The sequence below is a fragment of the Oceanicaulis sp. UBA6590 genome (assembly GCF_002433705.1).
Taxonomy (GTDB): domain Bacteria; phylum Pseudomonadota; class Alphaproteobacteria; order Caulobacterales; family Maricaulaceae; genus Oceanicaulis.
The window spans coordinates 1-13,704 of the sequence record NZ_DJIQ01000020.1; the positions used below are offsets into that span (position 1 = coordinate 1).

Annotated in this window: 15 protein-coding genes; 4 read left to right on the forward strand and 11 right to left on the reverse strand. The window is 63.8% G+C overall.

Going from position 1 to position 13,704, the window contains the following annotated elements:
• A partial coding sequence (locus B2Z70_RS03700) for a type II secretion system F family protein (protein WP_292981122.1) occupies positions 1 to 1,225 on the forward strand: 1,225 nt, incomplete at its 5' end.
• Positions 1,226 to 1,240: 15 nt separating this feature from the next.
• On the opposite strand, the gene B2Z70_RS03705 is transcribed toward B2Z70_RS03700, so the two are convergent.
• Positions 1,241 to 1,954, reverse strand: coding sequence for a methyltransferase domain-containing protein (locus B2Z70_RS03705; protein ID WP_292981125.1), 714 nt, complete (start codon positions 1,952 to 1,954; stop codon positions 1,241 to 1,243).
• A 164-nt stretch (positions 1,955 to 2,118) separates the two neighbouring features.
• Here B2Z70_RS03705 and gspG point away from each other — a divergent pair, with 164 nt between their 5' ends.
• Positions 2,119 to 2,553 carry a type II secretion system major pseudopilin GspG gene (gene gspG, locus B2Z70_RS03710; protein WP_292981128.1) on the forward strand — a complete coding sequence of 145 codons (435 nt, stop codon included), beginning with the start codon at positions 2,119 to 2,121 and terminating at the stop codon, positions 2,551 to 2,553.
• A gap of 3 nt (positions 2,554 to 2,556) precedes the next feature.
• Positions 2,557 to 2,970, forward strand: a complete 414-nt coding sequence (locus B2Z70_RS03715; RefSeq protein ID WP_292981131.1) for a pilus assembly FimT family protein — start codon at positions 2,557 to 2,559, stop codon at positions 2,968 to 2,970.
• On the opposite strand, the gene B2Z70_RS03720 is transcribed toward B2Z70_RS03715, so the two are convergent.
• From B2Z70_RS03720 to B2Z70_RS03765, 10 genes are read right to left on the reverse strand one after another with little or no spacing between them, the layout of a single operon-like run.
• Positions 2,967 to 3,383 (reverse strand): type IV pilus modification PilV family protein, encoded by a 417-nt coding sequence (locus B2Z70_RS03720; RefSeq protein WP_292981134.1) that lies wholly within the window; start codon positions 3,381 to 3,383, stop codon positions 2,967 to 2,969. The genes B2Z70_RS03715 and B2Z70_RS03720 overlap by 4 nt on opposite strands.
• A complete protein-coding gene (locus B2Z70_RS03725; protein WP_292981137.1) occupies positions 3,380 to 4,003 on the reverse strand; it encodes a prepilin peptidase in 624 nt (207 codons plus the stop codon). The genes B2Z70_RS03720 and B2Z70_RS03725 overlap by 4 nt, the downstream gene beginning before the upstream one ends.
• 7 nt (positions 4,004 to 4,010) lie before the next feature.
• Entirely contained in the window at positions 4,011 to 6,173 is a 2,163-nt protein-coding gene (locus B2Z70_RS03730) for a secretin GspD/PilQ domain-containing protein (protein WP_292981141.1), read from the reverse strand.
• Entirely contained in the window at positions 6,170 to 6,661 is a 492-nt protein-coding gene (locus tag B2Z70_RS03735; RefSeq protein WP_292981144.1) for a hypothetical protein, read from the reverse strand. Before B2Z70_RS03735 ends, B2Z70_RS03730 begins: the two co-directional genes overlap by 4 nt.
• Positions 6,658 to 7,242, reverse strand: a complete 585-nt coding sequence (locus B2Z70_RS03740) for a hypothetical protein (RefSeq protein ID WP_292981147.1) — start codon at positions 7,240 to 7,242, stop codon at positions 6,658 to 6,660. Before B2Z70_RS03740 ends, B2Z70_RS03735 begins: the two co-directional genes overlap by 4 nt.
• A complete protein-coding gene (locus B2Z70_RS03745) occupies positions 7,239 to 8,288 on the reverse strand; it encodes a hypothetical protein (RefSeq protein WP_292981150.1) in 1,050 nt (349 codons plus the stop codon). The genes B2Z70_RS03740 and B2Z70_RS03745 overlap by 4 nt, the downstream gene beginning before the upstream one ends.
• Positions 8,242 to 9,285 (reverse strand): type II secretion system protein GspK, encoded by a 1,044-nt coding sequence (locus B2Z70_RS03750; protein WP_292981153.1) that lies wholly within the window; start codon positions 9,283 to 9,285, stop codon positions 8,242 to 8,244. Before B2Z70_RS03750 ends, B2Z70_RS03745 begins: the two co-directional genes overlap by 47 nt.
• Positions 9,282 to 10,022: a type II secretion system protein gene (locus tag B2Z70_RS03755; protein ID WP_292981156.1), complete on the reverse strand. Its 741-nt coding sequence runs from the start codon at positions 10,020 to 10,022 to the stop codon at positions 9,282 to 9,284. Before B2Z70_RS03755 ends, B2Z70_RS03750 begins: the two co-directional genes overlap by 4 nt.
• A gap of 14 nt (positions 10,023 to 10,036) precedes the next feature.
• A complete protein-coding gene (locus B2Z70_RS03760) occupies positions 10,037 to 11,047 on the reverse strand; it encodes a glycosyltransferase family 2 protein (RefSeq protein ID WP_292981159.1) in 1,011 nt (336 codons plus the stop codon).
• Positions 11,047 to 11,970, reverse strand: a complete 924-nt coding sequence (locus tag B2Z70_RS03765) for a sulfotransferase family protein (RefSeq protein ID WP_292981162.1) — start codon at positions 11,968 to 11,970, stop codon at positions 11,047 to 11,049. The genes B2Z70_RS03760 and B2Z70_RS03765 overlap by 1 nt, the downstream gene beginning before the upstream one ends.
• 151 nt (positions 11,971 to 12,121) lie before the next feature.
• Here B2Z70_RS03765 and B2Z70_RS03770 point away from each other — a divergent pair.
• The coding region (locus tag B2Z70_RS03770) for a sulfotransferase family protein (protein ID WP_292981165.1) at positions 12,122 to 13,704 on the forward strand (1,583 nt) is incomplete at its 3' end.

The window sequence follows — 13,704 nt, forward strand, 5'->3', positions numbered from 1 at the left end:
TTCGCGAAACCGGGCAGGACTGATCATGCCCACCTATGTCTATCGCGGGCTGAATGCGGACGGCGCCGAGGTGGATGGTCGGCTGACGGCTGCGGACGAGGTGGAGGCGCTGCGCCAGCTTGAGGGACAGCGGATCTCCCCGTTCAGGCTGACCGAAGCCGGGCTGGAGCCCCGCAAGTATGATCGCAGGAAAGCCCGTCCCCAGGACCGGTTTCGGTTCATGCGGCAGCTGTCGGTGTTGCTCAAGGCCGGCACCCCGCTTCTGGACGCCTTTGATTCGCTCAGCGCCGACGAGCCCTGCCAGGACCTGGCCGAACAGGCTCTGGCCGTGCGCCAGGATCTGCGATCCGGAACGCAATTGTCCCTTGCCATGCGCAAGGGCTTCCCGGATCTGCCCGACTATGCGCCCCGGCTTGTGGAGCTGGGTGAGGCGACAGGGCAGCTGCCCAAGGCGCTGGCCGATATCGCCGCCCAGATGGAGCATGATCTCAAGGCCGCCTCAGAGATCCGCAACGCGCTATCCTATCCGGCGTTTCTTGCGGTGGCCGGCGTTCTGGCCATCATCTTCATCTTCCTGTTCGTGGTCCCGCGATTCGCCAATCTTCTGGGGGATGACCGGAGCGCATTGCCGGCCCTGTCGCGCTGGGTGATCGAGACCGGCGTGTTCCTGAGCACGCATCTGGTGCAGTCCGGCCTGTTTGTGGCGGGAGCCATCGCCGTGGGGTTCGCCCTGTCGCGCAATCCGTCTGTCCGCCGGAGCGTTTCCGAGCTGATGCACCGCATGCCTGTGGTCGGCAGCTTCCTGACCGCGTCTGAAGTGGCGCGATGGGCGCGGACGTGCGGCACGGCCCTTTCCGGTGGAGCGCCGCTGGTCGATGCGCTTGTGCTGGCGGAATCCGCCGTGACCTCCGCCCGGCGCAAGCAAGGCCTTGTTGAAGCGCGGCGCGCCATACGGTCTGGCGAGCCGATCGACGCCGCGCTCAAGACCCATGCGGGTTTTGATTCCATGACAATCAATCTGGTCCGGACGGGACGCGCGTCTGCGAGCCTGGATGAAATGCTGCTCTTCGTGGCCGATATCTATGAAGAGGAATCGCGCAATCGCGCCAAGCGGCTGACGTCACTGGCCGAACCGCTCGCCATCCTGTTCATCGCCTCGATTGTCGGCACGATCGTGATCAGTCTCGTGCTGGCCATGACGAGCATTTACGACATCGCCATCTAGGGCCCCTGGCCCCGGTCAGGCGCGCCAGCGCGGGATCGGCTTTCCAGCCAGCCCCAGCTCGTCGCTTATTGCTTCCAGTCGTTTGGGATTACGGGCGATGGCGGCCCATTTCGCGCCCGGATGGTGCCAGTTGATCAGTTTCAACGTCAGTCCGCTTTCGGCGCACTTCTGATCCAGCCAGGGTTTGGGGTAGGGCACATTGTCCGGATAGGTCCAGGCGGCCTGGGGCAGCGGCGCGTCATCCTCGCCCAGAATGAAGCTGAACAGGAATAGGCCGTCCTCCTTCAAGGCCTCGCCGGCGGTCTTGATGAGTTTCGCCGTCTCCTCCGGGCCCGAATGGGTGATGATCGACTGCGCCATGATGAAGTCGAAGCGAGTGTTGAACACGGTGCAGTCGAAATTGGCGTCGTTGGAGAACAATGGCGCCTTCAGCGTACGCAGCTGGCCGCCGGTTTCATGTGTGAACCCGTCCTGGATCAGCCAGTCATGCGGCTCGATGCCGAAATATTTTCCGCGCAGCAGGAACGGAATCAGGCACCGTCCAAGGCGCAAGGAACCGCAGCCGAAATCGAGGACCGTGTCGGTTTCCTCAAGCCCGAGAGCGGTCAGCAGGTTCATCTGCAACAAACCCAGAAGGCCATACCGGCCGGGCGGCCCCACATAAGCGCGGTAGTGGTCGTCGCCAGCCTTGAGGGCGTTGGCGTCAGTAGCGGACAGATGACGGGTCATGAGCGGCTCCTTCAGGTTCAAGAGCTATATCAGCGCCTTGCTCGCACGGGAACCGATCAAACCGCACTTGCGCCTTTGAATGCCTGTCGGGCGAGTGGTATGACTGACGCACTCGGCGAGGGGATGCCGTCCTCGCCTTTCCCAGACCTGCAAGAGGTGTGCGCATGATCCGTCTTGTCCGTGGCTACAAACCCCATACGCGTGCGGGGTATTCGCTGATGGAAGTTCTGATCGCGGTCGCCATCATTGCTGTCCTGGCGACGCTCGTCGGGCCACGTTTGCTCGGTCAGCTTGATCGATCCAAGGTCACGGCGGCGCAGACCCAGATCCGGATGATCGAGACTTCGCTGGACACGATGCGGCTCGATATCGGGCGGTATCCGACCCAGGAGGAGGGTCTCGCCCTGCTGCAGACGCCAACAGACTCGGTGTCTGGAATGTGGTCGGGCCCGTATCTTGATGGCGGACTGCCGGATGATCCCTGGGGACGCCCCTATCAATACCGCGTGGGCGGCGGCTCTGATCGCGGTCAGGTGTTCTCCTATGGCGCCGATGGTCAGGAAGGCGGATCCGGGAACGACGCCGATATCGGTCTTTAGGTCATGATGCGCGGGTCTGGACGCGCCTTGCGCCGCGCCCGGGCGGGCTATTCTCTCATGGAAGTCCTGATCGTGGTCGCGATTCTGGGCGTCGCCGCCACGCTCAGCGCTCCGTCCATCTCGCGGATGATCGCAGGCCAGCAGGCCCGGCAGGTCGTGCGGAGCCTCGTCACCGAGTTCGGCGCAATTCGCGCGGACGCTTTCATCCAGAGCCAATCATTTGACGCCGACGCCATTTCCTCGCGACTGTCAGAGCACGCGCCCGACGGCTGGCGCGTGATTGTCGACGAGGGGCTCCGGCTTGCCGCCAGCGGCTATTGCACGCCTGGACGCATCAGCATTGAGGGTCCTGATGGACGCAATTGGGACCTGCAGGTCGCGCAAGGCGATTGCGCCATTGATCGCGCCACCCTCTAGAAGCGTGCAGGCTCGACGACTTGCACCCAGGCGACGCGCCTGAAGTTCATTTCATGCCGGGTCTCGCCGCGTTCAAGCGTGGCGTTGATTTCATAAAGCCCGACACCCCAGATGCTCGAGCCAAGATAGCCGTCTGCAGGTTGTTCCGAGACCAGTTCGCGGCTTTCCCAGCTCAGGCGCCACTCTCCCAGATCCATCTCGCCCTGGGGCTCCGCGATCGGGTCTATGGTCTGAAGGACGGCCAGGGCGCTTTCCTGGGCATCCAGCAGGGCGGAAGCCGTCTGAAGGCGGGCGGCGGTGTCAGCCAGGGTCTGCTGAAAGGCGTAGAGCGGAAGAATCGCAATCGCCAGAAGGGCGACCGCGACAAGGGTCTCCATCACCGAAAAGCCAGGCCGCGTGCGGATCTCAGTCATGTCAGGCGTTCTAGGACATAGGCGAGGATGAAACCAGCAGCGAGTCCTGGGCCGAACGGCAGACGCGCTCCTGATCCAGCCTTCAGAAACAGACCTGCGATCAGCGTCAGGCCCGCGCCAAAGGCGACGCCGAGCGCGGCAGTCACGATCGGACACCACAGACCGAGGGCGCCGGCCAGGATGATGTCTCCCGCCCCCAGACCCATTTCTCCCCGTCTTATCCGCCCGTACAGGCCTGCGAGCGCAAGAATAGCCGCTGCTGTCACCGCGGATATGATCATCTCGGCGTAACCAAGCCCGACGGTCAGCCGGGGCGCGGCGATCAGCGCGCTCACCGCAATCACAAGACTGGTCAAATCGGCGAGTTGGCCGAAGCGCAGGTCTGTGCTGACCGCTACCATGAGGGCGGTCGCCGTGGCCAGGGCAGCCCCGGTCAGCACCAGATCATGCAGCGTGAGCTGGGCGACACTCGCAATGGCGACGCCGAGCCCGCCCGCCAGAACGAGACTGAGCGGGGAGGAGCGTCCTGACTGTTGCAGGCTGACGACATGGTCAACCCACAGCACGCTCAGACTCGCCAGAAGGCCAGCCGAGAAAACCAGAGCGGGTAGGGCGCTCATGCCGATGCTAGTCCTGATCGGCGACTGCACTCGATGCATCGGCGCCGCCGGCGGCCCGGATCTGGAAGGGCTCATTCGGCGGCATCAGCGTGCCGTTCGGACGGGTCTGGTTATGGAAGCCCTCGTTCAGGGCCCGGACCAGGGTGTCGACGACCTGCTGACGATCATTGCGGGTGTCCAGAACGAAAGGCGTCACCAGAACCACCAGCATGGTCCGCGTTGCATTCAGCGTTTCCGAACGGAACGGCGTGCCCAGGATCGGGACGTCCTTGATCAGCGGAATGCCGTTATTGCCGCGGGTGAAACGGTTCTCGATCAGACCGCCAAGCACAGCGGTCTGTCCGTCCTGCAGGGAGAGCTGGGAGTTCAGGGTCCGGGTGGAAATCAGCGGGCTGGAAATCGAGGAGTCGTTGTTGGCTTCGGCCGCGCTGGTTTCCTGTGCGATCTCGAGATCGATCCGATTGCCGCTATAGACACGCGGGGTCACGCTCAAGAGCACGCCTGTGCTGCGGTACTGGACGGTCTGAAGCACATCCGTGGAGCCGCCGGACTGGGTGCTGGCGGCCCGCTGCGAGGTGATGATCGGAACATCCGTGCCGACCTGGACAGTCGCCTCGGTGCCCGAACGCGCCACGATGCGCGGGGTGGAGAGCACGTTGATCTGGTTGCTTCCCGAGCTGGCGGATCCGGACAGGGTGACCTGTCCGGTTTCAACCGTCCCCGAGAAACTTCCCGTGCTGGAGAGGTCGGCCCGGAAACGGGGCGCAAGGTTGGAATCAAACAGGATGTCGAGACCGTAGGAGGAATCATCGGTCAGCGTGACTTCCGCAATCGTGACCTCGATCATCACTTCGGGCACCGGAGTGTCGAGCTGACGCGCCAGATTCACGAACTGATCATACTCGGACTGGGTGCCGAAGAAGATGACCCGGTTGCCCTGTTCATCGACCGTGATGTTTTCGTAATTGCGGACCGGGCTGCTCTGTTCTGAAGAGCCGGACTCGCCATTGCCTTCGCCGGAGGCGCGCCCCGCGCCGCCCGCCGCGGTGCTGGAAACGCCCATGACCCCTGCAACAATATCCGCCAGAGCCGAGGCTTCCGTGTTCTGCGCCTGGTAGACGTGCGCACTGCGCACTTCAGCGTTATATGCTTCACGATCCAGCCGGATCGCCAGCGCCAGGGCGTGGTCGGCCAGCTCCCGCGAGGAGGAGAAGATCATGATCTGGTTGGTGAAGTTCAGCGGCAGCAAGGTCAGAGAGCGCGGCGCGTTCACGCCGACGCCGACGATATAGCCTTCAAGGGTCAGGATCTGGCCCATGGAGGTCGCCAGCTCCAGCGCTTCCCAGTTGCGCAGGCTTACAGTCACCACCTGAGTGCCGGCGAAGCGCAGCTCATCCATCTGCTGGATGATCGACATGGCTGCATTCACATCATCCGCGAGCCCGCTCAATGTGACCGTGTTCAGGTTCCGGTTCGAGTTCACCGTCAGCACGTCCCGGTCCGGAAAGGCCTGTTCCAGGATCTGTTCCATGTCTGCTGCGTCGATGGCCTGAAGCTCGACGAACTGGACGACAGGACGCAGATCGGACGGCACATTGCTGTGCGCGCGGGCGCGAATGAAGCGCGGCATCTGGGCGCGCAGCTCGGCCAGTTCGATGATGCGGAACAGGCCGCCATTATAGGTGACGCCAAGGCCGTAATCCTGCAGCGCCTGTTCGACCAGGGTGAGGAAGGTCTCCGCCGGCATGTCATTGACGCTTCTCAGCGAGATGACTTCCGTTCGCTCGCCGACATTCGGCCCCAGGCTGAAGGGCTGCTCCAGGATGTCGCCGAAAACCGTATTGATGAAGGCGGGGAGCGGTTGCGGCGGCAGGGTGACGTTGATCAGCGTATCGGGCAGCGCAGGCTGATCGGGATCGCCCGATTGCGATCCTGCCCGGGTGTTGCGCAGGCTGGGCACCGTATTGCGCACGACCGTCGGGCCGTCCTGAATGGGGGCGATGATCTCGTCTGCGCCAGGCGCGTCTGCGGATGACTCGCTTTGCGCATCAGCGTTGGTCAGCGTGTCCGGCAGGGTCAGCCATTGCGGCCGGTTCGGGCCCGATTGCGTCGCGCAGCTCACAGTGAACAGCGCCGTGGCGCAGGCCAGTGAAATACGAAGAGCGTTCATTGTGTCTCAGGCTCCGCCTTGAAAACTTCGATACGGCGAGATTGCTCGCCCTTGATCAGAAGGACCGATGTCGAATCAATGTTCTGAATGACCCAGCCGTCCGACAGCTGATCCCCGATCTCGCGCGTCTGCGCCCCCTCGCCGACACCATAGAGAATGATGCGCCATGCGTCTTCCCGTTTAACAAAGGCGGACAAAGAGGGGTCGCGCAGGGATTGTTCCAGTTCATCCACGGTCTGCGGACCGTCTGTCGAGGCGGTGTTTGCGCCATCAACCGTTCTCAACTCCACTTCCGGGAAGAGGTTGGAGGCGAAGACGGCTTGCACATACCGGTCGATGTCCTCGGAGCCTGCCAGTTGGGGATTGATCAGGCCGTTGCGCCGTCCCGACGGCGGCGCTTCGGGATTGGCGAGCCCGGTCAGCAATCCCGCCGCGAGGGCGAGCAGTGCGGCGAGGCTGGCGAGGAGCAGACGGAACCGTGAGGTCATGAAGCGTCCTCCTGCACGGCGACCTGCGCGGGCGCTTGCAGTCGCATGTCCAGCGCGCCATTGCTGCGCCGCCAGTTGAACCGGGTGATGACAATCTGATGCTCAGTGCGTCCCAGCTCCTGGAAAAACGCCAGGAACTGACCTTCGCCATCGCGTGCGGTAATGGAGATTTCAAAAAGGCTCGCCTGGTCGCCCAGGGGCTCAGGCGTCCCTGTGACATTCACGCGAATTCGGCTCAGACCGGCGTTTCGGGCGGCTCGCTCAACGGCGCCTTGCAGTTGTGCGGCGACGATGCCGTTCGTGGCGCCCGTCCAGAAACTGTTCTGGGTCTGGTCCAGCCGTTGCTGGATGTCACCGGCCTGATCCAGCCAGCCCTGATCGTTGAGCAGGCTCAGTTCAAGACGGCGTGCGCGCTCAAGCTCCTCCACTTCCTGCCGGAGTGAGGTGACGGAGGCGCTCAGTTCGCCGAGCGCCCAGATCGCGAGAATGGCGACCAGCGCCGCCAGTCCGGCGATGGCTCTCGGGGTCGCCTGTTCTTTCAGCTGGGCTTTCCAGTCAGCCATCAGGGCGTTTCGGCTCATTGTCCGGCCTCCAGCTGAGCGCTCAGCATCCACTCGCCGGCCCCGCGTCCTGGCTCCAGGCTGACGCTGTTCATCAGCGGATTGCTTTCCATTGCCCGGACCAGAGACTCAGGCGCGAAATCATCGCTGGCGTGAAGGGTGAGGGTGACGCTGTCCTCGGTCTGTTCAAAGGCGTCCAGCCGGATGGAAAACCGGGCCAGTTCTTCGCTGACGCTCGCCAGCAATGCAGCCGGATGACGCCGGTTCAGGACGTCAGCATAGATCGCCAGTTCATTCGCGGCCTGCTGGGCGGATTGCCGGGCGGCGCTGATTTCAGCGGTTTGTTGCGAGAGCTCGTCCAGTTCAGCGGAGACAGACGATTGAGCCTGGCTCAACTGGACCCATTGCCCCAGCAGGTAGAGCCCCGGCACGGCCAGCGTGACAAGCGCCAGGGCGGCGATGTCGCGCAGGCTGATCGCCCGGATCCGGTCCAGGAGCGCGGTATAGGGTTGGGGGTTGGCGGGCTTGTCCAGAAGCCGGGGCTCAACCGGTTCGGGGACGCCTTCGCCCGTGTCCGGGGTGCGCGTGGCGCGCAGGAAGCCTGACCAGTCCGACGCAGTGGGCCGTGACGGCCACCACCGGCTGGCGACGAGCTGGTTGTCGCGCCAGACCTGACCCTCATAACCCTCGGTTGCCGACACCAGACGAGCGCCCGACTGCAGGGGAGGGTGCAGCACCGTTTCGGGAAGGATTTCACCCTCAAAGTCCGTCAGCGTCTGCGTGAGGCTTCGGGGCCAACTCCAGATTCCGATGCGGTCCTGCCCCCAGTCGAAATGGAAAGCCGGATCCGCAATCGGCGTGCGCGCCTTGGCGCTGAGCTTGGCCGCCTCGTAGCGTCTCAGACTCTGGCCGCCGGGCGGGTTGGGCATGGTTTCGAAGTGACAGAGGGCGCGGCTGATGATCAGCCGTTCTCCGAACGCCAGACGCTCAAGTCGGCCGCCGCGACGCAGAACGCCATCTTTAGCGCTCAGTTGCGAGTGAGGGCGTTTGTGGAAGCGGCGCGACATCGTCAATACTCTCGATACGCAAGATATTTTGCGAATAGTCACCCCCAATAGCGTACTTGCTGTGAAGCACAAAGGGCGAGATGAGGCTGTTGGGGGTGAGTTCGATCACTGTGCGCCGGGTTATGGTTGCGTCCGGTGTCTGGGTGACCAGCGTCAGGAAGGGGCCGGGCGCGGTCAGGGTGCTCAGGGGGTCGCGAACCTGATCGAAGCGTCCCTGATCGATCTGATCGAAACGGGTGAGCTGGCCATCTGCGAATAAGAGGAAGGTTTCGCGCACATCCTCACGATCGGCCTCCGGCGACATCAAGGAGAGCAGGGCTTCTGATACAAGGCCGGGCGCGACCCGATCGGAGGAGCGCGTCCGCAGGGTCAGGAGGAGGCGTCCCGTGTCTTCACACACGGCGCTCTCGGTCCAGTACATGACCGAGCAAAGCTCGAGCGCGCTTCGCAAGGGCTCGTTGGTGGGCAGTCCGGGCTGATCGTAATCCGCCGCTTCAGCACCGCCCAGAGTCCGCAGATCATCCTCATCCTGATAGTCGCGCAGGGCCGCGATCATGCGCGCATGCTGCATCCTCGGCACGCCATAAAGATCGAGAATGTCCGTGAGATTGGCCGGGTCGGCGCTGGCGGCGTTCAGGAAGGACTGGTCGTCATAGAGCCGGGCGATCACACCCTCGGCGCCAAAGCGATAGGCCTGTCCGTTGGCGCGGATCAGGTCGCTTGCATTGCGCGGCCCCGATTGTCCCAGCACCAGGCTGGTCATGTCGGACTGTCCGCCCAGGGCGACGCCCTCCATGACCATGGGTTCGGTGAGCAAGGTGTAGATCAGCGTCTGTTCCGCAGACACCATCTCGGTGCGATCACGCATCTGATCAACGAGCTCGGTCACCGTTCGCGTCGAACTGCGCACCTGCTCCGCCGCCATGGCGGCGACGAGCGCGATCACGATGATGGCGGCCAGGGTGAGGGGCAGAGCGTATCCGGATCTGAGCGTCATTGTGACACCGACCCCAAAAGGTCTTCGATCCGCGGTCGCGGGGCGGCGGTGACAGGCATCTGGAAGACAATCACACGCCGCTGATCGTCCGCCAGGTCGATCTCGGCGCGTATGGCGAGCGGCAAGGGCTGAAAATAGGAGGAGGCGGACGGTCGGTTCAGGGCGGCTGGCGCCGGCCAGTCCTGAACCCAGCGCCGCTCGCGCGGCTCGCCCAGCCGCCGTACGAAGCCTGTGCGGGCATCCTGCTCTTCAACCAGGTAGGACCAGCGTCCCTGTCCGCCCGGCCAGGACTGGACCAGGAAGCGACCGCCCTGGTCCTCATAGACCAGGCTGACCCTGCCCGGTTCATTCACCAGGCTGAGCGCATAGGGCTGCAAGCTCGCGTTCGCGAGGGTGATCGGCGTGCTCGTCAACGCTGAAAAGCGGGTTTCATCCCCTCTGAAGGTATGGGCCTGATTGGAATAGTCCGGGACGCTGGCTTCGACTGCACGGCGCGCGCTGGCCAATGTGATATAGTCCTGGGAAGCAGTGCGCGCGGCGGCCTCGATCCTGAGCCCGTTCGATGTTGACGCCCGAACCGTCTCGAGCACCGTCGCCGCCAGGATCGCCGTCACCGCAAGCATGATCAGCACTTCTATCAGCGTATATCCGGCGCGTGGATTCATGGTCGTCCAGACTGGCGTCATCACGGGTTCAAGCTCTAGCATGGCTGGCGTGACGATTGAACGGTCCAGCACGCACCGGTCACTCTTCAGCCCTTGCTGGTGGCGCGTGCGCCGCTCCGGTCAAGTTTCACTCCGCGGCGGGTGACCAGACGCGGCGACCAGATCATGGCCCGCATCAGGGCGCGAATGGACCCTGTCCGAAGGCGCGACAGGCTTCGGCGTTGCGCCATCACCGCGCCAAGGCCGTCCCAGGCGGCCCGATAGGCGCGTTTGAGATAGGCGCGCCGCTCGCCGTCCGCGCGCAGATAGAGGTAGGCGTTAACGGCCAGATGGACCGGAACCAGTAATGGCAGCAGGATCGCCGGTGTGTTCTTGAAGAACACCCAGATCCGGTTGCGGTGGCCGTGAAACAGCGTGAATTCGGAATGCCGCCCGGTTGTCCCCGACCCGGCATGATAGACGACGGCGTCGGTCAGCTGGATGCAGACCTGACCGGTCAGGCGCACCCGGTAGCCATAGTCCACATCCTCGCAATAGCAGAAGAAGCGTTCGTCGAACCCGCCCAGCTCGACAAAGCGCGCCCGGTCATAGAAGGCGGCGGCGCCACAGGGAGCGAAGGTTTCCCCATCGGGCGGGTTGTCCTGAACCGGTCGGCCTTCAAGCGCCCGCCAGGCGACTCCGCCAGCAAACCAGACATCCCCTGCGCCGTCGAGAATGTCAGGCTCATCAAGACGCAGCTGGGTCGAGCCGAACGCCGGACAGTCCGGCCAGGCCTCATGGCCGCGCATCAAGGCTTCAAGCCAGTCAGGTGCAACCCGCGTGTCCGGGTTGAGCAGGGCGATCCAGGGTGACGTGACGGCCCGGGCCACGCGGTTGTTCGCGCCGGCGAAACCCAGATTTTCTCCGGGGCGGTCGACCCTGAACCGGTCGTCCGGCAATGAAAGCGCCTCCACAGCGCCATCGGTTGAGGCGTTGTCGACAATGACCGCTTCAAAGTCCTCGAAACTCTGCCTGGACAGCGCATCCACACAGGGCTGAAGGTAAGCGCCGCTATTGTAGGCGACGATGATCACGGTAATGGCGGGAGGCCGGCTCATCAGGCGCCGCCCAGGAGCGGCCTGTTGGCCGACAGGTCTTCAAACAGCTTTTTCAGAGCCGTCATGGCGTCGGGATCCTCTCCCTCTGGGCGGGGCTCAGCCAGGATCGCATCATGCAGGGCGCAGGCGTCTGTCCAGTGTTCAAGCGCGTCGAGTTCGCCGCGAATATCAGTGTCATGCGTGCCCGAGGAGTTCAGTCGGCGATTGAGGAAAGCGGTGCTGTCCTCACTCTGCGGCTCTCCCAGAAAGCGGTAGATATCCTCCATCAGCGCAATTGGTTCAGTCTGCAGACGGTCGAAGTCAACGCGCAGGACCCGCTCTGCGCCAAACGCTTTCTCTGTATTCCAGGCCGCGCGGACATGGTTGATCCAGATGGACAGCGCCGCGTCCCGGGCGGTGGCTTCGCCGCCGGCGACATCGAATTTCTCGAGCGAGGCGATGACCCCGTGCGGCGCGCGCAGGTGAAACAGGAACTGCGCGTCGGGAAACATGTGCGCCAGCGCCCAGGTGTAGAAGGTGTTGATGGGCGCGCCATCCACCCATCGGGCCTTGGGATGGGACGGATCCAGCCGGATATGCAGGAAGTCCGGATCGGCGATCTGTGCGCTGGAGGGAGCGCCTGGCTCTCCGTATTTGTCGATCAGGCGTCGCGAGAAGGCCTCATGGACAATGGCGTTGATGGCGTCGCCCTTGTGCTCCAGAAACCGGTCAAACGGGAAGCGGACATTGGAGAGGTGAGAGAACTCGCCGCGTTCAGAGCCCAGACGGAAGCTCTGCAGGCTGGCGACGGTTTCCGCTGCGATCCAGGCGGTTTCCGGCATGGGCTGAATGTTCGGATGCTGGCCCAGAGCCCAGGTCATCACCGAAGTCCCCGAGCGCGGCGCGCCTATGATGAAAACGGGCCGGGGCGGAGGCGTGGACATCAAGATTCAGCCTGATTGAGCAATCGCATGAGAGAAGGTGTGTTGTTTAGCATTTTTCCCTCAGGGCGCAACGCGGCGCACACTTCACGCCTTGACGGCGCCGACCGTTTAAGGGCTACACAGAGGCTCAGGATCAGGCTTGGCGGGACACATGACGGACAAGACGGCGACTGCAATCATGGTTCTGGGCATGCATCGCTCCGGAACCTCCGCCCTTACGCGCATTCTCAATCTGCTGGGCGCGGATTTGCCCGAGGATCTGATCAAGGCGAACGCCTATAACAAGTCGGGGTATTGGGAGCCTTCGGCCGTCGTCGCTTTGAACGACGCCTGGCTGACCAAGGCCAGGGCCGCCTGGGATGCGCCGTATCTGCCGGAAGAGGCGCTGACGGGCGCGCTGCCGCGCACCGCTGTCAAAACCGCGGCTGACACGATCAGTAACGCCTTCGGCGCCGGCCATGACCTGATCGCGCTCAAGGATCCGCGCTGCACCCTTTTTGCGCCGACCTGGCGGCAGGCGATCGTGCGCGCCGGCTATGCGCCTGCCCAGCTGATCATTCATCGGGATGCGGCCGAAGTGGCGCAATCGCTGGCTCATCGGGACGGTTTCAGCCCTGATGAGGCGGGGCTGCTCTGGGCGTGGTACTGCCTGAAGGCGCTTGAGGCCCATGTCGCGAATGGCGGCGTCGTGATGAGCTATGCGGCCTTGCGAGAGGACTGGCGCTCCGTGATGGAGCGGGTCAAGCATGAGTTGTCGCTTGAGGCGCTCACCCTGACCGAGGAGGCCTCCGCGCAGGTGGACGCGTTTCTTCAGGAACCGCGGTCCAAGTCCGAGGCGGCGTTCTCGGCCGATGTCAGCGACATCATTTCCGCCGTGCAAGCGCTGCATGTGAAAGCCCAGGCGAACCAGTCGCTTGGCGATCTCGCATCCTTGCAGCAGGACATTCTCGATCGTGCGGCGCACAGCCGGGACGTCGTGGTTCGCGTGCGCGCTGAGGGACAGAAACAGCTCACGAAGATCGAGCGAGAACGTGACAAGGCGCGAGACGACCAGAAAGCGACCGAGGCCGGGCTCGTCAAGGAACGCGATGAAGCCCGTCAGGCTTTGGAGAGCGAACGCGCCCGACTGTCAGAAGAGCGCAATCGCGCCCGCGACGCGTTGGCGACGGAAAGCGCGCGCCTGTCCAAAGAGCGCGATGAAGCCCGCGACGTGCTCAAAGCCGAGCAGCAACGCCTATCCGCCGAGCGCGATGAAGCGCGCAACGCGCACTCCGCCGCTTCGAAGCGGGCCGATCAGCTCGACATGGCGTTGCAGGAAGAGCGTCGGGCCCATGAAAGCCTGAACCAGGACTTCAAGGCGCTCGAAAGCTCGGTCCACGCCTATCAGGACCAGGTCTCCGCTCTTGAAGACGAGCTCCGGCGGACCCAGGCGGATTATGTCGCTGCGGACGCCGAGCGGCAGGCCTTGCGAGTCGAGGCCCTGCGTCTGCGAGCCATCGAGCAAAGCTCGATCTGGAAAGCGACCACCCCCTTGCGCGCCCTCATGGCGCGAATCCCGGGCGCGCGGAGCTTTGTCCGTCGCGGCTTGAAGGCGGTCTGGTGGACCATCACGGGCCAGCTGGGGGCGCGACTCAAGGCTCGCAAGGCAGCTGAGCTGGCGGCCCAGCTGGATGCCGGCCGGGCGATGGAGGGCGGCAAGCCGACCCCGGGCGTGAAGAGCCCTATCCGGACGCT

Coding starts and splice junctions, on each gene's coding strand:
- B2Z70_RS03730 (WP_292981141.1), bottom strand. CDS start 6,173: ATGAACGCTCTTCGTATTTCACTGGCCTGCGCCACGGCGCTGTTCACT.
- B2Z70_RS03725 (WP_292981137.1), bottom strand. CDS start 4,003: ATGAGCGCCCTACCCGCTCTGGTTTTCTCGGCTGGCCTTCTGGCGAGT.
- B2Z70_RS03705 (WP_292981125.1), bottom strand. CDS start 1,954: ATGACCCGTCATCTGTCCGCTACTGACGCCAACGCCCTCAAGGCTGGC.
- B2Z70_RS03720 (WP_292981134.1), bottom strand. CDS start 3,383: ATGACTGAGATCCGCACGCGGCCTGGCTTTTCGGTGATGGAGACCCTT.
- B2Z70_RS03745 (WP_292981150.1), bottom strand. CDS start 8,288: ATGTCGCGCCGCTTCCACAAACGCCCTCACTCGCAACTGAGCGCTAAA.
- B2Z70_RS03750 (WP_292981153.1), bottom strand. CDS start 9,285: ATGACGCTCAGATCCGGATACGCTCTGCCCCTCACCCTGGCCGCCATC.
- B2Z70_RS03735 (WP_292981144.1), bottom strand. CDS start 6,661: ATGACCTCACGGTTCCGTCTGCTCCTCGCCAGCCTCGCCGCACTGCTC.
- B2Z70_RS03760 (WP_292981159.1), bottom strand. CDS start 11,047: ATGAGCCGGCCTCCCGCCATTACCGTGATCATCGTCGCCTACAATAGC.
- B2Z70_RS03715 (WP_292981131.1), top strand. CDS start 2,557: ATGATGCGCGGGTCTGGACGCGCCTTGCGCCGCGCCCGGGCGGGCTAT.
- B2Z70_RS03765 (WP_292981162.1), bottom strand. CDS start 11,970: ATGTCCACGCCTCCGCCCCGGCCCGTTTTCATCATAGGCGCGCCGCGC.
- gspG (WP_292981128.1), top strand. CDS start 2,119: ATGATCCGTCTTGTCCGTGGCTACAAACCCCATACGCGTGCGGGGTAT.
- B2Z70_RS03740 (WP_292981147.1), bottom strand. CDS start 7,242: ATGAGCCGAAACGCCCTGATGGCTGACTGGAAAGCCCAGCTGAAAGAA.